This is a genomic window from Tissierella sp. MB52-C2 (assembly GCF_030931715.1).
Lineage (GTDB): Bacteria > Bacillota > Clostridia > Tissierellales > Tissierellaceae > Tissierella.
Map to the genome: position 1 here is coordinate 1,660,274 of NZ_CP133261.1, position 20,962 is coordinate 1,681,235.

Consider the following 20,962-nt stretch of genomic DNA (forward strand, 5'->3'; position numbering starts at 1 on the left):
TTAATACTATTAACTAAATAATACCATTAATAGCTGAAGGATTTCAACCAATTAATAAGGCATATCTATTCTTCCGTACCTTCTTGCTTGAACTTCTGATTGTTTCTCGACCTTCTTATAATCTACCTCTACTCTTTGAACTGGAATATTTTTACCATCAATATATATCTTGGTCTCTACTTTAGGAGCTTCTACGCTTATTCGGTTTTGCATATTTATTTTATTATCTAAATCCTTTAATTTTAACAATTCATCCATTACGTTAGTTTTCATTAAGTTTATAGAACTTTCTACTTGTTCTTTACTTATTTTATTATCTACAGATTTAGGCTTAAGACTACTACCATCCCTCAAGGAATAAAGATTCATGTTATTTCTTGAGGGATTAAAGTTATTTGAATTATCTTTATTAGTTTTTTTATCTTCTATTGCATTTAATAGTTTATTCTCCAATTCGTCATACTTTTTACCACCTACTTTGTATTCCTCAGGAACATAAATCCCGGTTGTAAGACTTGTTGCATATCCGATATACGCTACTTCTCCTGGAAGTGGTATTGCTTCAGAATTAGGCGCATTTGGCTTAGGAGGTGTTCCCGCTACTGTTGGCACTTCACCTTTTCCAACACTATTTATGTTTTTCCCATAGATATTAACCATATTAGCATTGACATTCATTGTTTGCAAGGTTTTAACAAGCGCTTCTGCAACATCTGATTCTTTATTGTCTTTTATCGGTTTAAAATTCTTATTAAACCAATTCATTGCATCAATAAACTTTTTAATCCCATATACCTTTACTACACCTTTAGCTAAATTCCCAACCTTCTCCCTATTTTCTACCCCATCTTTACCGACAAAGCTTAATGTAAAGTTTCCTATTGTCTCTAAAAACTTAGCCAATGGTGGATTTATCTTCTCTAGTTCTTTTACTGATTCAGCTAATGAATCTCTAAACTTATCAACTGGGGTAAAATCTAGAGAAGATAACTGGTTCTCTAAACTCTCTATTTCAAGCATGGTTAATTGTTTTGTATGAGGATTTTCAGTAGATTGTAAAGTGTCTTTTAAGTCCTCTATCTCAAGACCTAATTTGACTTTTTTAATCCATGGCTCCATGATTGCATTTAATAATGGATCTAATGTCATTATATGCTCCAATCCCACACCTTTTATTTGATTCCAAAATAATTTGAACTGCGTCTGCATACTTTCTAGTCTATCATTAAAAGCATCCTTCATTGCTCCAGAAGAATTATCCATATCACCTAATATTTTTTGGAATTCCTTTAAGTCACTTATTAAAGGTAATATAGCTCTGGCAGCTTCATCACTTCCTAGTAAGTCTTTGAAAAAACCTTTTCTTTGTTCACTAGTCATATTTCTTTTATCAAATTGATAGTTTAAATCCTTAAGTATTTCTATCAAAGGTCTAGTATTTTTGTTTGCATCTTGTATTTTTACGCCAAATTGCCCCATCCTTTTAATTACTTTTGTATCAGTAAACTTATTAAACATCTGATTTAATGAAGTCGTAGCAATATTAGCTGGTATGGCATTTTTAGTAATCATAGCAATAGAACCATATAACTCCTCTAATGTAATACCTGCGGTCTTTGCATTTGCTAGTACACCAGTCCCCAATGAAGAAGCCAACTCACTATAACTAGTAATACCGTCTTTAACAGTCATAAATTGCAAATCTAGTATTTTATTAAGGTCCTTAGCTTCTAGTTTATAAGCGTTCATAGTACCCATAGCTGCCTTAGTAACTATATCCATATCTGAATCACCTGCTACCCCTGCCATTCCAAATTTTCTTGAAAACATAGTAGCATATTTAGGATCAGCACCTGCAGATATTGTGTCATATATACCTTGAGTGATTTTATTAAAATCTGTTGGTAAAAGACTAAACATCTTTATCGAATCTTGATACATCTTTCTTTGACTATCAGATGTTTGGTCATATAAGGTATTTACCTTTGATATACCATCATTTAATTGAGTAAAATCTCTTAAAGTCGCTCCAACATATACTGCTGCTGCAGCTGCAGTACCCTGAAATGTTCTTTTTGCTACTTTGTCCATCCATTTCATTCTATCAGCAAATGAAAGAACTACCTTATCAGCATTAGCGAACGAGCTTGTAAATTTACTTACTCCTTTATTAGCTTCATCCCCCAGTTGTTTTAAATCTTGCCTTATTTCTACAAACGCACCCTTAGACTTATTTTTAGCATCTACAATAACATTAACTTCTCTTTCTTTAGCCATCTATATCACCTGCCAAGGCTCTGAATTTATTTTCATCAAAGTTCTTATTTGTTGAATGAACTTCTTCCTTAATTTCTTCTCCACATCTATTACATCTATTTTCTTCGGTTTCGTGTTTGCATTTATTACACATTCCTTCTACTCTTTCATCTATATCTATTTTCATATTTGCATATATCCAGGTTAATTGTCCCTCTGTAAGGTTTTTAAATTCATCTGAAGAAGGAAGTACTTTAAAATAGTCTGCAATTCTCCATTTAATTCTTTCAGTTCCATCTTCTCTAATTTTTTTTTAATATCTTCAAATTCTTCTAATGTTAAATCTTCTAGGTCAGAAGTTTTTCCATTCTGTACTTCAACGAATACATTGTGTAACTCGTACACTTCTTTAGGATTCATAAATTCATTTATCTCTTCAAAATCACAAACAAAATACTCTCCTAAATTTTCAGGGTTTCTCATTGCTTCTTTTAACGTAAACATACTCAATATTAAATCAGCTGTGTCCATATCAACTGGATGTTCTGTCGCATATCTCATTGCATTTTCCCTTGCTCCGATAATATCTTTATTATTAAGTGATACTATGCCCACCCTTTCATTTGTACCTGGATAATTAACTATTTTATGCTCTAGTATTCCTTTTCTCATATTTGCTAACTTAGACATATTAATTACCTCCTAATATAAAAGGTGTAGCCTATATGACTACACCTTATTTCATAATTCTTTTAAATTTTGCTGCTTTAAACCTCATATTCTCTGCTACTTTATCCTTTAATTCCCCTGATTCACTTACTTCACTCCAATTACACATAGAATACATTTCAGATCTATCAGGTTTCTCTATAACAAAATCAAAGTTTTCTAATTCATCAAGAAATATTCCATCTTGTAGAGCTTCATCAGTCACATATGCCCTAGAGATTTCAAGTTCATAACTTGTCCTGCCTCCATATGTTGCTACTGCTTCTGATTCACCAAAGGCTTCCTGTTCTTTAGTTTCTTTTGTCTTAGTTGACTTATAGCTTTCTACTACTGCTACCTTCCTAGAAACTCCATTTTGAATTATTCTAAAGTATATATTGTCACTAATAGGCACTGTAGGAGTAGCAAATAGTTGTAAATTCATTTTAAATTTATTCAATTCTCACACCCCCTAAACTAAAGCTTTTCCATGAAGGAATATAGTGTTCAATGGCAACACCACTTTATAATTATAATATACATGGAATCTAGTCCTTTTATCTGCTTGTCTCTCTATTTTATATACGTTTGGTTCTTCAATAATCTCCTTTTCAGCCTGTTCCATCAACCAATTCGTCGTGTCTGATTTTACTTCATTCATTTTATTAACACTAGCTTTAACTCTTGGATGAAGAGTAGATAATCTATTTCTTAGTCCTTCATCAATATAATCTTTAATCTTTGCAACAGTTCCCTCCTGATATTTATCATCTTCAACAGGTGGATTAACCCCATCATCTTCAGTATAGGTAGTTACCCATCTATCTATAAAGATTCTTCCATTTATATTTCTACAGGCAGCAATACCATTTCCATATAAAGCTTCTAAGTCTTCATCATCAAATCTATTATATAGACCACCAAATAAATCCGGATGAAGTTGAATATTATGAAGTGGCATAGCTGGATCTAACTCTAATGCATCATATGCAGCACAAGCTGCAGCTAAATAAACTGAATCGTCATATGCATTACCTTCCAAGTCAAGTGGAATACTTCCCCACATAGTAACTCTTCCTGAATTAATAGGTTTTGCTAATTTAGTCCAATTTGCTACTGTATCAGCAGTTGATCCTACATGTGCCCTTCTCTCTTTTCTATTTTCTGATGCCTTATCACAATGATTTCTAATCTCCATATGAACATCTTTATCAGCTGAATCTGTGATTACTATCTTTGGAGCATCCTCATTATACAAAATATCTAATGAAGCTTTATATTCTGCCTTTGTTACTTCTCCCTCTGCTGGTGCTATTACTGGAACACAGACCAGCCTATTTACCCCTAAAAGAGTAACTATTTCAACTAACTTTGACATTTCACTATCTTTACCAAAAGTATTATAAGCATCTTCTTTTACTTGAATAGCAAAGGGTTTAACTTCTAAAGGCTTGCCTTCTTCATCTTTATATATTTCTGGATCTACTTGAGCAACTATTCCCATGGGCCAACAAGTACCAGGGAAACCCATTACTTCTTTGGATACAGTAGATTCAGAAAATACTCCTACTCTTTGTGTATCTTTTATAGCCATATTGCATTACCTCCTATTCTTTTATTTCTCCATGTGGTTCAATTTCATCAATTACATCATATCTAAACTCACGCTTCCATAATGCTTTAATATGAAGAGTACATCTAGCATGAAATAAACCTTCTTCAAGAGGATCTTCTGTTGAAGTTCCTTCTCTAAATTCAAAAAAAGTAATACCTGGTATAGCATTACTTTCAAAATCAAATATATATTGTAGTCTTTCTTGTATTCTTTCTATTTCAGTTTCTCCGCCTAGTTTTGGAGAAGTACTATTCCATATATGAAAATCGTAATAAAGGTTCAACTCTCTTCCTTTAGTCTCTATAAACTGATATTCTTCTTCGCTAAACTCTTCTCCTATATAATCTTCAAAGAACATAGGGTTAGTTGATATTTTACCCTTGGATATTGTAATCAATGGTTTCTTTAAAGGTAAATCTGTATCAACTTTAATATAATTTTCTCTTATATCTATATGCCCTAACTCTTGCTTTTCTTTCAGAAAATCCATTAGTAGTTTCTTTACACTGGTTATTGGTGAATTATGATCCATTTAATCACCTACTCATTTAAAATATCGTCAATAATTTTTCCTGCTATATCTAAGTATTTATTACTATCCATTAATTCGTCAACAGCGTCATCTAAAAATGGTCTAGGTCGCATAACTGTAGTACCATCATGTACGTGACAAGCATAGTTAGCTATATTCATGTCTGCAAATACTTTATGTTTAGCTCTTCCCATGCTCTTAATTTTCAATGACCTCTTTAAATTTCCTGTTCTTACTCCAACAGGATACGGCTGTTTATAAAAGCTTATAGATTTTATCTTAGGACCTTTTTTTACTTTTCCTATCTTAGGGCCATTTACATTTTGAATTGCACCTTCTAATATTTCAGTAGCTATTTCCTTAGATATTTCATCCATGGCATTATCTATTTCCTCAGAAGTTAATTCCAAGTCTCTTAATACTTCTTCTAGACCAAAGATACCACTATTCATTTATCCTCTCCTATAAGCTCTAATAAGGCAACATAAGTTAAATTTATATCTCCTATTTTATATACATCAGGATTTTTTATTTTCCATTTCTTATTCTTATAAACTAGATAATCCTTTTCAGATAAATTAAATATATCTACATCAGATTTACCAACATAAACATAATCATCTTTCTTTACTTGCCCTATAGCTGCCAATACTATTTCTTCAAATCCTTTTTTCCCTATGTCACTAGCTGGAAATATAAAGGCTTTTAAAGGTATGGTCTCTTTTTCCCTATTGATGTAACATTCATCATCACAATCTATAGCTGTAGGGTTTTGTCTATGCCATTTGGGGTTTCCATAACCAGTATTAGGATTAAAACATGGACATCTTTCACCTATAGGATGAATGTAGAGAGTAGCACTTTGTCCATACTTATCTGTCCTTTTGTCAAATATTCTTTTATATTTAATATTGCTCTCTCTCATGATTTATCCTCCCATTATTCCAAAATAAAAAGGATCTTCATCCTGGATAAGATAAGGTTTTAATTTCTCCCATCCATCATTGACAAAATCCTTTGCTCTGCTCATTCTATTTTTAGAAGAACTGTTTTCTCCTATTTTAATAGGTCCTACCCCTAAAGAAACTGAATCATCTTCATCATTGGATTGTTCCTTGATAAATTCACCTATAATTATTTCAGTAGCTCCTAGATTTATAATAGACTGGATAGAGGTATCTTCAGTATTTAGATACTCTTTATCTATTTTAGATTCTATAAAAGGCGTCATTTCTTCTATAGTATCCTGTATATCTTCGTCATAACTTTCATCAAGTCTAGCTTTTTTCCTAACCCTTTCAACCTTTACTTCAATCATTTAATCACTCCTCAAGTAGAAAATAGACCTTCCATTGAGAAGATCTATTTCCATTTAAGCACCTTTGCAGATGGTTGGAACAACTTATTGAAACCGCCTACTCTAGATATGGAAGTTCTTTCAAATTGTTTATCAATAAGTTTGTCTGATTCAGTCGTTACACTTTGCTCTACGATTTCTTCTAGACACAATCCTTTATCTAATCCAACAATACCTTCCACACCTAATTCCTTTACCTGATCAGCTCTTACAAGTTTCGCACCTAATGGAGATATAAGTTTACCATCTTTCTGAAATGTAAATCCTGCTTGTGGATCCTTAAATTCTGGTAATGTCAATATATCCTTTAATTGCATTTTAGGAGCCAATACAGTATTCATTTCGTATGGGTCGAATTCAGCCCAAAATGCAATATATTCATCATAAGTCAATTTACCTGCAGTTCCACATATAGTAGTGTCTCCTATTTTGAATACATCTGCTGCATTACTATTTCCATCTCCATCTCCATCTATTATTACACTAATTGCATCATAGGCCATATCTAAAGCTATTTGCCTACCCATTTGTTGTAAGAATATCTCAAATACGTTTAATTTCTTTCTTCTTAATGCCTCATAAGAAGCTTGAAGTAACCTTCCATATTTAAAGATATCTACTACATTTTCTTTAGTTTTTATAGTAGTTACTGGTAATTGGCCTCCTTCTCCTACTCTTTTTAGGCTTTTTCTCTTCTTTGAATCTTCTCCATCATCCATATATATGGACCTGTAAGTATCGCCATCTATATTAGTTGTAGTTGCTACTATATCAGGCAATATATTGGCCTGTTCTAATCCTACCAATACAGTTCTTGAAACATATTCAGGAAATAATACTGATGAATCAGTTGTAGCAAAGAATTTTTCTATAACATCAGTACCTGGACCCTTTACCCTGATATCAAATCTTTTTAATTGTCTCTCAAATGCATCTAGACCATCATCATAGTTTTTAGAAGAATCCTCTTCTTCTAATAATTGTGTCAAGGTCTTCCCCTTAGCCAATGCTTCTGTATACATCCCTTTTTCTAAATTAATAGTATCAAATGCCATTATTCAATTACCTCCTTCTTATAATAAAATTCCTACGATTTTACTTGCAGCATCTACAGATAAGACTAAATATTCTCTTCCTGCTGTATCATCTACTTTTACTCCACCTTTTCCATCTCCTACAAGCTTCGAGTATCCTGCTTTAGGAGCAGTAGTCCCAGTATAGTAAAACTCAACATATCCTTTGACTTGTACATTTACAGCACCATCTTTTTCTACTTTTATTGCTTTTCCATGTACGTCTTTACCTGTAGCCGCAACTGAAACAGTTTTGTCAGTGGTTATTTCTACTGATTTACCTGCATCTTCACTGATTAATTCACTTGCAAAAGTAATATTTAATGCTCCAGCACCATCAAATGCAATCATATTTATATTTACCATTATTCAAAACCTCCCTTACATTTTAAAAGCAGTATTATCTACTTCTTTTTCTTCTAATTTTTCTTTTTTCTTGCCTTTTGTTTGTGGTAATGGCGGGTACTTCTCGTCCACTTTCTTTTCATATTGTTTTTTAAATTCTTTGAGTTCTTCAACTTCGCATTTTTCGAATACCTTAGACATCATTTCTTCATTAAATGCTTCACCCTCTGCCATTTTGCCTAATCTACAACATTCTTTCTTTAAATCTTCAACATATTGGTCCCCCATAGCTGCTTTAGGTTTTAATTCCTTTAATTCTTTTTCTGCATCTTCTGCTTTTTCAATAGCTTCATCATAAGTCTCTAAATCTTTTTCTAAATCAGCTACAGGTATTTCTACGACATCAGCATTATCAGCCTTAGCTTTTTTAATTAATCCTTTTAAGTGTTTCATTGACATCTCTCCTCTCTTAGTAATCTGAGCATAAAAAATACTCGGTTCTTTTTCCGAGTTTTTCTCATGTCTATCACTATTAGTTTTTTCTTTTTTTCTTGACTCTTTTTCCAATTTTACACCCTTAACAGTTTCTGCATCGCTATTACAAGGGACTGCTACAAAACTAAATTCATAAGCATCTGTGGGGTCTTTCATTCTTAAATGACATATCCCTTGATTTTTATATTCCCTTCCTGGATAATGCTTACAGTTTTCATAGTCAAAGAAACTATTTCCACATATAGAGCACTCTAAATCACTTATTCTAAATCCTATACTTACTTCTTTGTATATTCCAGAATCTATCTTAGCAATCAGTTCTTCATTTCCCGCTTTAATTGTATAGGCCCAGGCTTTTAAAATATATTTTTGTTCTCCTTTAAAATTTGTTTCTCCTTCTACAGCCTCAACTTTACATTTATATATTCTTGAGTGCTGATTTCCACTTTTCCATGAATGATCTAAGATTCCTGTCTTGCCTATAAAAAGCTTAGATAAGGTATTTAAATCTTTTTTATCAAAGTATTCAAATTCTCTATCCTTATCATTTGAAGTTAGGATTATAGGATAAATATAAACGTCCTCTGATGTAAGTTCTTTTCTAGAATATCGATTTATTAATTCCAGATCCTTAGAGGGTATTTGTTCTCCATCTTGTGCATTTTTCACTTCGACAGAAGCTTTTAAATGCATTCTCTCTTGGGCAAGTTCTAACTTGTTCTTGGCCATATTTTCACCTCCATATATAGCTTTAATTGTTACCTTTTATTTAAATTTTTATTTTATTGTAAAGAACTAAGTTCTAACATTTTAAAGGTGAATCTACCAACAGCACTCTCTCTAAATAAATCTCTCATTTTTATTAAATTATCATTATCCATCTGTTCACCTCCTTAGACATTTCCTATATACTCATCATATTGCCTTTTAGTTCTAGGTTTCTTTCTGCATCTACAATGTGGATGAGTATCTTCTACTACCTTAGGTGCATCCTCTAATGCCCACATTTGACCATCAAGTGATAAACATATATGACAAGCATCAGGTGCTGCATCCCATTCACAATGAAAAAATCCTTCTGCCTCATATTCTGCCATCTCTGCTCTATCTATGGCCATAGCACTTTCAGACCTTGCGAGCCTTTCCCAGTACCATCTTTCACCTGTGATAGATTTCTTTAGCCTATATTCTAGATCTCTAGCCCATTCAACTGGATTATCTCCTACTGCAGCATGTTCAGCCATAATATTTAATACATCAGCTTTTTTATTTTTAGCTTTAGTACTAACTAACTCCATGCCATTTCTTAGGAGCTCCTGGACATATGGATGATTATAATTAGCCACAATCTCATTTGTTTCTGATGCATAATCAGGAAATTCTTCTCTTATAACTTGATTTCCTCTTATTGCTCCATATCCAAATGCATTCAGTAGATATTGACCATAGGTACCATAATACTCAATAATTTCATCTTCTGATCCTTGTCCTATCATTTCTATTACAAAATCTTTTATAGCATCTTTAATTTTATCCTTAATAAAATCAGGAAGTTCTTTTGTTTTTATATAACTCTTACCTTTATCTTTATTGCTTTCTTCTAATACTGGTATTAAATCTAATATTTTCTTCTCTAGTCTATTAACACATTTCATATAGCCTTTTAATGTGTCCTGCTCTATTTGTAATTGAATAGGATCTGTTGGCTGAGCATTAAATGGACTTTTATTTATGCTGCAACTACATTTATGTTTTGATTCTCTTCCCATAGACTTATTATCTTCTTGTCCATCTTCTTGTCCATCTTCCTGATTCTCTTCTTCATCTTCTGGTGGAAGTAATAAAAAACTTGGTGGAGCTTCTCCTACAGGTTCCTCATATCCTAATTCCTCTGCAGCAATATCTTGATCTATTATATTTTCATTTCTAAGCTTAATGACGTTTTCTATTTCTTTCCCTCTTGCCTGTTGCTTAAATATTTCTGCTCTAGCTTCTTCCACTTTGTCTTGAAGGTTTATTTGTTCCCATATTACTTCATAAGGTATCTTTCTTCCTGTTACGGTTTGCCACATGTCTATAATATATTTAATCATTGGAGTAACTTCGTCTTGGTAATTATCTAACTCCGATGTAAGAAAGTCAGCTTGTTGCTGACTCATTCTCTCAGTAGTTGACCATGATAAACCTAACAAAAATGGGGGTAATCCAGTTTTAGCTACTAGTTGCTCTAATACCTGCTTAACTGGTACCTCAGAGTCTAGTATTTGATTATCTGCCCCTATTACCTTTATTTGTATATCTCCCACACCTATAAAGTCACTTACTTTACCATCTCTACCTTTCTGCATAGCTTTATTAAAAGCTTTCTCTATTATCTTCATTCTTTCTTCTACTTTTTTGTTATCCATCTTATCATCAACAGGCTTATAAGTAACTGAATATCTTACATTACCAAACCTCTCCCAGTTATTACTCATGGAATTAAATATCTTAAGTAATATTCCAGTCATAAAAGGCATTGACCTATATAAACTAACTCCATATGGATTATCTCCTTCAGGATCCAAAGGAGTAAATAATATAAGATCCTGATATGGTAATACAATTGGATCCATTTTCCCTGGTTGAACTTGACATATTAAGTTTTCAAGAGGATTATCAGTTTCTTTTAATCTTATAGTCCTTACATCTACGTTTTTTAATGCAAATATATCATTCTTTGCATTATTAAGTACTATTTCTCCAGCACTATTACCACATTCGATTAACTGGTCCAAGTATGATTCTATAAACTTATCAATCCCTATTTGATTTGAATTCACTTTTACATTATCAAGGAACTCTCTGATTTGTGTTTCTTCCTTATCTGAATCACATTGTATATCAAATTTACCTACTAGCCTTACTATTCTATTTATAGCAGTATCTAAGATAGGAACTGCCTCTCTCATTGTTTTATATAACTCATATTCTACTTCCGATGGAATATATTTATCTATAGCACTAAACGGATGACTATTTGAATTTCTCGTCTGAACCGTAGCTACAATAGTAGATTCTTCCTTTTTCTTAAAAAAATTAAATAAGCCCAACATCTCACCTCCTATCTCCTGATGATACATAGAATGGTTCATCTACTACAGTATGCTTTCTTACTTGTAAAGCAATACCTAATGCCATGACCCTATCATCATGGCAGCCTTCTTGTGCACCCATTTTACCCCCATCTAAATTAACAAATGTTATAAGTTCATCTACGAGTTCCATAGATTGAATATCTAAGTATCTCTCCCTAATACCTTCTTGTAAGTCTGATACTAATATAGGTTTAGTTTGCTTATTAGTAGGGAATCCAGGTTCTTTTTCTTCCTCACCAGTAGCACTGTTATATTTAACATGATTATATAAATTATCATAAATATCGTAGTTAATTAATGTATTTAATACTGCATGGCCATGATTATTTCTTTCTACTCCTGCTGCTGCATTATTATAATATAATCCCAATCTCTTAATCTTCTTAGCAAATATATCAGGCTCCCAATGTCCATGAAGTTCTGCGACTTGCCTTCCAGTTTCTTTTTCTATTACTATAGCTACTGAATAGTCTCCACCATCTTTTCCTTCTGCAACGTCAGATCCCATTACATACTCTAAATCAGAATTAGGTTCTTCATATACTTTAAGTTCACCTTTATACTTCTCATGTATGAAACTATTAAAATCTATTTCATAATCATCATATTCGTTTAGTCTGTATTTAATTTCTGCAGCATGATCTATGGAGTACTCTTTATAGTTTATAATTCCTTCCAGCTTTCTCCTTATTTCCATTAAAACCTTTATATCAAATACTGGTCTACCTGATGTTAAGAAACAGCTTTGCTCATCTTCTGGATATTCTTGTTTAAACATATCTTCTTTTGTTAATCCATCCTTATCAGGCATTTCGGATATTTTCCATCTTCTCCATTTGATTTGCTCTAAAGATAAATTATAAGTATCTATTAATCTTTGTTCTTCATCATCTAATTCTAGCTTCTCCCCAGGATCTAACTTCAATTTATATTCGGGATGGTCAAACCATCTATAGAAATGATTAGTCCATATAGATTTTTCTGTCTTAGCCTCCTGATATGTTCTATAAAAATAGTTACCAACACCATTGGCTGTGGTCTCTAAGCATATTTCACCATCAAAAGGAACTGCCTGAAATAGACCCGTTGTAAGTTCTTCTGGATTAGGCCAGAAAGCTACCTCTGAACAATGGAGGTAATTTATAGTATCACCACGACCAAATGAGGTATTTCCTGCTGTACCTACTGATATTCTAGAGTTGTTACTTACAAAATAAAATTCTTTTCTATTTCCATATTTAGGCTTATTCATTCCTGCATTTAATTGTAGCTTTTTTTCTTCTGGAAGATTTTCATACATTAATTGTACTGCTGCAAATATCTTTTGAGTAGAATCATTGTTATGAGCAATTATAACGGCTGTAACATTCTTTTCATTTATTATTCTTTCAAAGTACTCCGCTACCTTTAAAGTAGTAAATCCTAATTGTCTAGGTTTTAATATAATATCTCTTTTAGTCTTATTCCCCCAATACATACTCTGTATTGGGTTAAATGGCAGGGGTATCAATTCTTTGTCTTTAGTTTTTATATATAAATACTTTTCAATATAATCTTTTCCTACTAGATCTAGCTGTGTATCTTTTATATTGTTCACTTTCTCATCTATCTTACTTAGTATGTCTAAAAGCATTTACATCACCTATCACCTCTTATTCTTAGTTGCTCCTCAGCTAACCATTTTAATTTTCCATTAGCTGCAATCTCTTCTAATACTTTTAAAGTAGTTTCAGTATCATATTTTTCAAATTCTTGTATAAATAAATTAATAAATTCCTGTACTATCTGAAAATCATATATCTTTGATTTCAAATCTGACAGGAATTTATTATTTTCTCTTACTTCTCTAGTAAGCATTGTATAGTCTTTTATATTTCTCGATATGCTTTTCTCTATATTATAAGCAAATTCTTCAGGAGTTATCTTTATTCCCATACTTTGTATTAGCTTTACTGCTGTTTCGCTAACATTTTCTACTACTTCTGATATACTTTCTAGTCCATCTAATTTATTTAAAACTCTTTGAGATACATCTAATTGAGTTTGAATAATATCATAAGTACGATTTACTGTTTTCATTACTCTTCTTTTATCTTCTCTAATTACTTCTACTACCTTTTCATCTACTTTATCCTCATGTTTATCTAACCATCTTTTCACTGCCATAGCTGATAATTTAACATTATCTTCTTCCTTAACGATACTTACTATTTCGTTATAAGTTTTATCGTTATTTCTTAATTTTAATATTTTATCTTCTAAGCCATGTTGTTCTATTTTACTTGGTCTTGCCATATTATCACCCTTTAACGTTATATGATTAGAAATAACGCTATTATTTATTTTTGTATAAGAAAAGAGAGCCTGTTGGCTCTTAAATATTACTAATCTATATTTACATATTAAATTCTAACAACAATGCCTTACTTCTGTAATCTTTTTTTGTCTTATATTAATATTTATTCGAATAGACTTCAATCCCTTGCATTTTACGCTTGATCCTCTTGTACATATATCCACCCTAAAGCTAATTTCGCCTTTGTTGTTACATCATCTCTGAGTAATTCGTATTTATAGTTTTCATAAATTACATCTTTACCATTTTCGTCTGTATATACTCTAGTGAATATGGTTTTTTCTTTTCCTAATGTGTTATATGTTAAAACTATTTTTTCTAACTCTCCATCTTCTTCCTGAGATATAGGTATATGTATACGTTCATCTTTACTGATAATTGGTATTTCTATAGCTAATTGATTTTTATTCCCATTTATTTTAAAGTAAATTTTAAACACTCCGTCGACTATTATTCCTGGTCCACAATTAGTTAAAGTAATAAAACCACATCTTCCTGTATACTCTTCTTTCAATTTCTTTTCATATGATTCTATTAAAAGTATTTTGTCTCCTTTAAATTTATATGATAAATCATTCATACGTAAATCTTCAGAATAGGTATCAGTCACGCTTAGCAATGCTCTATTATTAAGTTTGTATTCTTCATCTCTTGATTTTCTATTATCTAATATAGTTAAATAGACTACTATTAAGGCTGTTATTGCCCCTATTATACTTCCAATATATCCACCTAAGAATCCTACCCAGTCTTCATTTTTTATATTGGAATACATATTGTTCCCAATAATCAAATAATCTATCAAAACAGGAATTAATACAGTTGCTATAATAATAAATATTGCTAGTAAAATTTGTTTTTTATACTTCATCAATAATTCCATAAGATTCCTCCGTGCTTTTCTCTTACATTTTTCTGGATAACTAATATCTCTATCACCCTCTTTAATACATTTACTCATCTTATCACTACTATCGGTTAATTTATCTTGTACTATCATCTGTATGTAAGATTTATTCATATATCGCTTACTCCCATCTTTTTCATCTGCTATTAAATAAAAAACTTCATCTTGCCATAATATATTTCCGTATAGATCTTCATCTTCATCTAGATAAAACAAATATCTTTGTTCTTTTCTTAATTTCATTTCAAGTGTTGTCTTTTCATAACTTTCGGATATAAAATAAAGGTAATAGCAAATTATGAATGTTATTATAAAATAAATTGATGCATGTCTGTTACTCTTATCAGTGTCAATACGCATAACTATAGAATTACTAACAACAAATAATCCATATAAAAATGGTATTAATTTATTAAGTAGTTTGATATATTTATTACGTTTGATTTCTTTTGTAACTAAGATTATATTTATTGAAAAGATTATGAAACAAATACCCATGCAAACATCTTCTCTGGAAAAAATACGTTGAAAAAGCAAACCTATATCTTCTCTTGTTAGAATTGTAATTAGATAAAAAACCAATCCTATCATAAAAAACATAAAAGCATTATAAATAAAACTAAATAATAAATCAATAGTATCATCGAATTGAACCAAATTTTCTTTAATAATATTACTTCTATTAAGTTGTTCCTTATAAATGGCGTTTATAAAATAATTCATACCAAATATTACAAAGAATGAAATTATAGCTAAATCTTTTATATTCTGAATGCTATCTAAAAACATAGTGTTCCCCTTTCTCTATAGAGCTTATCTCTAATACTTCGACATTAGAACAGAAATTCCTTCTTTTTATGTAAAGATTTCCAATTATCTTATCCGTTTTATTTCTTTACAATTATTGTAAGGTACTTTCATCATCTTAGTTTATTACATAGAAATAGGCACCTAATAGTGTGCCTATTTTTAAACTATTTTCTTTAACATTATAGTCTTTTTACCTTTAGCTTCTATGAGCCGTTCATTAACCATCATTGCTGCAATTAACGAAGCATACCTTGGTGATAATTTATAATTTTCTAGTAAAAATTCTCCTAGTCCTTTGTTCATTGGAGCGGTCATACTTGCTCCTTTAGACAAATTGTGACAAGTGGAAGTTAAATATATCTACTTTAATTTATTGCATGAAAAAAGAGCCTGGTTAGCTCTTCATCATTTAATAATTCCCTATTCAATAAAAATCATCAACTTCAATATCAAGTTTATAAGATTTCGTTTCTGCATTATCTGCTGCTATTATAACCATAAGATAAGCTCCTTCTTCCACTTCACATTCAGAAAAACTAATCTCATAAAAATTAATAGGTATGTTAGGATAAAGTCTTTCAGTATCAGTAGAAATCCACTGATAAGTTCGATAAAACCCAAGCCCATGTACATGATCTCTTTTTTTAACTACCGGAAATAAATTCTCTAGCTGCCTTTCTAGTTCTTGTGTTACAAAAACTCCATTAAATTGAAATACAATTGTAGGATTTTTAGCTACAACTTTTCCTTTATTTTCAATTGCAAACATTAATTCAGATCCAGGTCTTGTAAATTCAACAATCTTTCCACCAATCATTGCTTTGGAGCCTATTCCCATCGATTTACTTAATTCTAGTAGTTCTTGAAACTTTATAGTATTTTTAGCGGGATACGGCTTTGCCTCTATAAGAGTTTCATTAATACCGTATGTCCCATAACTAAAAAACATCTGCGGCTGTGTGTTGTCTTTTATGTATGTCAAAGAAGTAAATACTACAGCAATTAAGGATATAATTAAATTTAAATCATATTTCATAGCATTCTCAACTTTTGAAGCTCCTTTCTTTTTGTTCTGATACTTACGCTTTGTCATATTTTGTTACTCCATTTCTATCGCATCTAGTATTTTCATAAAGAACCATAATTTGGGTTATTATTCAACAAAAGCAGCCAATGAAAATAGAAGAGATTCCAATAATTAAATTAGAGTCTCAGCGAGAAACCTTATAATGAGTTTAACTCATTTTACCTAAACCATGAATCCTAAATCTACCTGTTTATTTAAGCATCAGGATTCCTCTGTGCCTTTGTATTACATTTTTCCTTAATACCATTATTAACATATTTTCTTCTGTTTCATCCCTCTAAATAGTCCTGTTTTGCTTTTATCCTGATTTCATCCAATGATCACCACCTACTTATTTAAGTTTGTTTTATTTGTGTGTTTTTTGAAAGAAAAAAAGCCGGGTGGCCCTCATAATCATATTTTATATCATCAGTTTTCTCTTAATAACATCATCACTTACTTCCGCTATTTCTGTCTTAGTGAAGTGTACTATACAAATTCGGTCATCTATTTCCTCTAGATAATCAAGTTTATTATCAGATACAACAACTATTAATCCAGATAGTGACTTATTATATAAGCAACTTTTCTCCTCTATTAGTAACTTTAATCTACTACTAACTTTTTTAATGCTATTCTTCATGGACTGAGAAGAAAATACTTTAACTTCAATAAGTACCATTTTAGACTCCCCTTCTAGGACAATATCTACCATACGATTAAAATCCCGAGGTTCATATTCTATTTTGTAATCATTCGCATAAATATTCTTTAACCTATTAAATATAAGCTTTTCATAAACTAATGAGCTTATATTTGAGTGTTCATTAAAGTTTTTTTCTTGCATAACGTTCTTTAAATTATATTTTAATTCTTCCTTTTCTTCCTCTCTAATTGAGGAATTATCAATTACTTCTTTAACATCTTTAATTACATTATTTTTAATAAGCTCAACATTGTTCTCCATAACTGATATTTTTTCAGTTATCCTTGCATTAAGTTCATTAGCACTATTATTATACATTGTGCTTTGTACTATCGCAACAAGAGCCAAAATTATAGAAGCCCCACTCGAAAACATAGATATTATATTTACGACACTATCATTATCATTTAATCTCCAAGTTAAAATTATTATTATAAAGCCTAAAAAAGTAGACATCAACCAAAACCAATCTCTATTGCTCCAATTTTTAAACATTTATTCTCCTACCTTTCCCCAATTATAATTCTACATAAATAGAGAAGATCCTTCTGCAATCGTTCGATAAATTATGACAACCCTTGTTTGAAGATTAAATGGATTTCTTTTTCTCTAGATTCCTCAATATCGCTTTCCCGTTTTCAGTAATTTTAAATTGTGCATCCTCTAATGAAAAAACATCATTTATTAGTAATATCTTATTGATTTCTTCTTCACTGCTTTTATCTAGCTCACAACCTTTGCCACTCCTTTTGATAGAATCTAAATTTAAATTATCTATAATTAACTCACCTATTTCATCTTCTTTTAAAGTACCACTTTTTAGGTACTTATCTCCTAGAATATTAATAATCTCGCTTACTTTCTTTGCCACAATAAACCTTCTATCTTCCTCAAAGTAGGAGAAAAGAATAGGTCCACCACTTGCAACTATTTTCCCCTCCAATATCAATAACTCAATTTCACTTTCTAGTTCTTGAATTGATACTGAACCTTCAATTTGTTTTCTTAATTCTTCATTTTCTTTCATTAGTCTATTATTTTCTAATAGCAAATTCATTGGGTCGCCAAAATCTGCGCGTACCCATCCTGGCCTTGGTGAAATATCTTTTTCTGATGTTATAGATTGCAAAACTTGAACTTTTAATTCATTTATATCTTTAAAAGTATTTCCTCTTAATCTCTTGTTAGTTGCTTTATTTATGAACGTATTTAATTTCTCTATGTTCTCAATATCTATTTTATCTCTAGATATAGCAGAATCATCCTTCAAAAATACTAGTATTGGTATCTCTTGTTCTACAGCAAAATCATATTCCATTTCTGTATAGCTGAGCCCAGTTTCTTCATTTATAGTTCCATATCTGCCACCTATTATTAAAATATAGTAATCTACATACTTTAAAACACTTTTAATATATTCAAATTGTTTCAAATTAGAAGATGGAAATCTTTCCATGCCAATTGGTAAACAGTCACTAGAAATTAGTACTTGCTCTACCGCTGATCTCTCATCTTTTAAATCTGTATATGTGGAGCTTACAAACACTTGATATATTTTTTTATTCATAGAACTCTCATCTCCTTTCCTTAAGATATATTTCGACAGAAAGGGAGAAAATCCTTTATAAATCGTTCGACATATTGCGACAACGTATAAAGCCGACGGACGTATCCAATCAGCTCTAATATAAAGGAGGCATCACTTCCAAGTATTTATATCTCTCCTTAGATTTATTGCATGAAAAAAGAGCCTGGTTGGCTCTATGATATGATTTTACCTTCTTCTGGGATTTCATTCTGAATTTCTTTTAAAGCATTTATACACATCTTATTAAATCTTATGTTCTTCATATTATTAAATTTACTTTTCATATTAAATATTTCTGTAATTAATATACCAGATGCATATATTATGAAAAAGTATAACATATACCTATTAAGCATGTCACCTATTTTATAGGATTCATCTTTATAGACCTTCATAACATTCTTTATTATTTCCTGATCCGTTACAGCTTTTATGTTATTTTCAACTATAAATCTAAGTGTATTCCAATAATGATTTGGGATATCTCTCAAACCAAACATAAAAAAAGTAATTATGCCAGAATAAAATATTGGTAGAAGATTGGAATTATAAATTGTTATTGTTTATTCTTCTATGTATTTGTATCTGTCCCCCCTTTCTTTTACTAAGACTCCCTCCACATCATCTCCAGAAATTTTATATTTTTGCCCTTTGCTAAAAAAACCTGATATATCTTCTAGTTCATAATTTGGTCCAAAGAAATTTTTAGTTACCAATTTACCAGATATCGTTTTCTTTAATTCCCCCAAATCTTCATCAAGCCAATCACCCTGTCTAAATAAATGTACACTCCCATTTTTTACCTTAATTAAAAATTTCATATGTCTCCCCCTTCCATAAAGCACATTGAATAATTTCTTTTATTTATTTGATTATATCTAATATTAATTATATATTCAAATAGATTTCATACAGTTTATCTAATCTGCTTCACATTACCCTTATCACTTTTATAACTTCTCTCCTGCATACATTCTTTTACACTGTCATAGGCTCCTGCCACAACTATATTTTTATGGCCACGATAGGGGCATGTAACATAATTACCTTGTTTCTCCTTAAATCTTACTTCTTCAGATAATAATACAAATGTTTTATCACTTAAATCAAATAAGTAACATTTATTTTAATATCTCTTTTATATCTTGATGACTTAGCCATGGTCTTCTTCTATGAACCATTTTATGGCAATTTGAACAAAGTAAAACTATATCATTAACACTTGTTGTTTCTCCTGCTTTCATTTCAGATACAGGTTTAATATGATGTCCTTCTATATAGTCTTCTCCTATTTTTCCATATACTTTTTCAAAGTCAAAACCACAAGCTTCACAGTATACCTTACCATTTATCTCTTTAAATCTTTTTTTAGCAGCATTTATTACTCTGGGATTTCGTTCAGCTCTACTATGCACTTTATACTTTTTCTTACCTTCTGGGAACTCTTCTATAACCTCTTCCATAGTATCTAAATTCTCTAATATATCCCCTATTGATATTTCTTTTTCTTCCATTAAATCCTGCTTTCTTGACAATACAAAATATTTTGCTCCATCAGATTCAGAGTCAATACCTTCATATTTAAATATTCCTGCATATTTAAACTTTTCTTTTTTCTTATTTCTTATAAATGCATAAATGTTGTAATTATTTTTTGAATTAATTATTGATCTATTCCCAACATACTCTTCTTTATATATTCCATTGTTACTTTCAAGAAAATATTTTAAAATATAGTTTTCAGATATCCACTCGTTTTTATAATTATCTCCTAATAAGGTGCATAAAATAGCAACTCCTTCAATTTGCCCATTTCTTTTAATAGGATGTATACCTTTAACCTGGTTCACTCCAGATATCATAGATACATCTTTTGCTGTAACTTCCTTACCTACTTCCCAAAGTTCAATTTCAATAGTCATGATATCACCTCTTTTAATAATATCCCTTGACCACATTATAACATAAATGGAATTATTTACTTAATCATAGATTATATATAAACTTTATG

Annotated in this window: 23 protein-coding genes; all 23 read right to left on the minus strand. The window is 30.9% G+C overall.

The annotated features are described in order from the left end of the window. Positions 1-51: 51 nt before the first annotated feature. The 23 genes from RBU61_RS08265 to RBU61_RS08375 all read right to left on the minus strand — a co-directional run bounded on the left by RBU61_RS08265 (position 52) and on the right by RBU61_RS08375 (position 20,873). The gene (locus RBU61_RS08265) at positions 52-2,277 is read right to left on the minus strand and encodes a phage tail tape measure protein (protein ID WP_308879200.1); all 2,226 of its coding nucleotides are present in this window, start codon (positions 2,275-2,277) and stop codon (positions 52-54) included. Next, complete coding sequence (locus RBU61_RS08270) at positions 2,270-2,443, minus strand: hypothetical protein (protein ID WP_308879201.1); 174 nt, start codon at positions 2,441-2,443, stop codon at positions 2,270-2,272. Before RBU61_RS08270 ends, RBU61_RS08265 begins: the two co-directional genes overlap by 8 nt. A 17-nt stretch (positions 2,444-2,460) precedes the next feature. After that, complete coding sequence (locus tag RBU61_RS08275; protein WP_308879203.1) at positions 2,461-2,946, minus strand: hypothetical protein; 486 nt, start codon at positions 2,944-2,946, stop codon at positions 2,461-2,463. A gap of 46 nt (positions 2,947-2,992) precedes the next feature. Then, entirely contained in the window at positions 2,993-3,424 is a 432-nt protein-coding gene (locus RBU61_RS08280; protein ID WP_308879204.1) for a hypothetical protein, read from the minus strand. Positions 3,425-3,436: 12 nt separating this feature from the next. Then, positions 3,437-4,558 (minus strand): phage tail sheath subtilisin-like domain-containing protein, encoded by a 1,122-nt coding sequence (locus tag RBU61_RS08285; RefSeq protein ID WP_308879205.1) that lies wholly within the window; start codon positions 4,556-4,558, stop codon positions 3,437-3,439. A 13-nt stretch (positions 4,559-4,571) separates the two neighbouring features. Continuing rightward, a complete protein-coding gene (locus tag RBU61_RS08290; RefSeq protein ID WP_308879206.1) occupies positions 4,572-5,111 on the minus strand; it encodes a hypothetical protein in 540 nt (179 codons plus the stop codon). Between the two features lie 8 nt (positions 5,112-5,119). Continuing rightward, positions 5,120-5,563, minus strand: a complete 444-nt coding sequence (locus RBU61_RS08295) for a hypothetical protein (protein WP_308879207.1) — start codon at positions 5,561-5,563, stop codon at positions 5,120-5,122. Further along, a complete protein-coding gene (locus tag RBU61_RS08300; protein ID WP_308879208.1) occupies positions 5,560-6,036 on the minus strand; it encodes a hypothetical protein in 477 nt (158 codons plus the stop codon). Before RBU61_RS08300 ends, RBU61_RS08295 begins: the two co-directional genes overlap by 4 nt. A 3-nt stretch (positions 6,037-6,039) precedes the next feature. After that, positions 6,040-6,429: a hypothetical protein gene (locus tag RBU61_RS08305; protein ID WP_308879209.1), complete on the minus strand. Its 390-nt coding sequence runs from the start codon at positions 6,427-6,429 to the stop codon at positions 6,040-6,042. A 44-nt stretch (positions 6,430-6,473) separates the two neighbouring features. Beyond that, complete coding sequence (locus tag RBU61_RS08310) at positions 6,474-7,523, minus strand: hypothetical protein (protein ID WP_308879210.1); 1,050 nt, start codon at positions 7,521-7,523, stop codon at positions 6,474-6,476. Between the two features lie 18 nt (positions 7,524-7,541). Further along, positions 7,542-7,907 carry a hypothetical protein gene (locus RBU61_RS08315; protein ID WP_308879211.1) on the minus strand — a complete coding sequence of 122 codons (366 nt, stop codon included), beginning with the start codon at positions 7,905-7,907 and terminating at the stop codon, positions 7,542-7,544. A gap of 15 nt (positions 7,908-7,922) precedes the next feature. After that, positions 7,923-9,110: a hypothetical protein gene (locus tag RBU61_RS08320; RefSeq protein ID WP_308879212.1), complete on the minus strand. Its 1,188-nt coding sequence runs from the start codon at positions 9,108-9,110 to the stop codon at positions 7,923-7,925. Between the two features lie 164 nt (positions 9,111-9,274). Then, positions 9,275-11,473, minus strand: coding sequence for a hypothetical protein (locus RBU61_RS08325; RefSeq protein ID WP_308879213.1), 2,199 nt, complete (start codon positions 11,471-11,473; stop codon positions 9,275-9,277). 4 nt (positions 11,474-11,477) lie between these two features. Next, a complete protein-coding gene (locus RBU61_RS08330; protein WP_308879214.1) occupies positions 11,478-13,151 on the minus strand; it encodes a hypothetical protein in 1,674 nt (557 codons plus the stop codon). Between the two features lie 5 nt (positions 13,152-13,156). Further along, positions 13,157-13,813, minus strand: coding sequence for a hypothetical protein (locus tag RBU61_RS08335; protein WP_308879215.1), 657 nt, complete (start codon positions 13,811-13,813; stop codon positions 13,157-13,159). Positions 13,814-14,007: 194 nt separating this feature from the next. Beyond that, entirely contained in the window at positions 14,008-15,570 is a 1,563-nt protein-coding gene (locus RBU61_RS08340; protein WP_308879216.1) for a hypothetical protein, read from the minus strand. A 180-nt stretch (positions 15,571-15,750) separates the two neighbouring features. Next, positions 15,751-15,906, minus strand: coding sequence for a hypothetical protein (locus RBU61_RS08345; RefSeq protein WP_308879217.1), 156 nt, complete (start codon positions 15,904-15,906; stop codon positions 15,751-15,753). A gap of 109 nt (positions 15,907-16,015) precedes the next feature. After that, positions 16,016-16,684, minus strand: coding sequence for a hypothetical protein (locus RBU61_RS08350; RefSeq protein ID WP_308879218.1), 669 nt, complete (start codon positions 16,682-16,684; stop codon positions 16,016-16,018). Positions 16,685-17,078: 394 nt separating this feature from the next. After that, positions 17,079-17,858, minus strand: coding sequence for a hypothetical protein (locus RBU61_RS08355; protein ID WP_308879219.1), 780 nt, complete (start codon positions 17,856-17,858; stop codon positions 17,079-17,081). 94 nt (positions 17,859-17,952) lie between these two features. Next, positions 17,953-18,930, minus strand: coding sequence for a DUF4062 domain-containing protein (locus RBU61_RS08360; protein ID WP_308879220.1), 978 nt, complete (start codon positions 18,928-18,930; stop codon positions 17,953-17,955). Between the two features lie 194 nt (positions 18,931-19,124). After that, positions 19,125-19,442, minus strand: a complete 318-nt coding sequence (locus RBU61_RS08365) for a hypothetical protein (RefSeq protein WP_308879221.1) — start codon at positions 19,440-19,442, stop codon at positions 19,125-19,127. 72 nt (positions 19,443-19,514) lie between these two features. Beyond that, positions 19,515-19,772, minus strand: a complete 258-nt coding sequence (locus RBU61_RS08370) for a hypothetical protein (protein WP_308879222.1) — start codon at positions 19,770-19,772, stop codon at positions 19,515-19,517. Between the two features lie 300 nt (positions 19,773-20,072). Further along, positions 20,073-20,873: an HNH endonuclease gene (locus tag RBU61_RS08375; protein WP_308879223.1), complete on the minus strand. Its 801-nt coding sequence runs from the start codon at positions 20,871-20,873 to the stop codon at positions 20,073-20,075. Between the last annotated feature and the right edge of the window lie 89 nt (positions 20,874-20,962).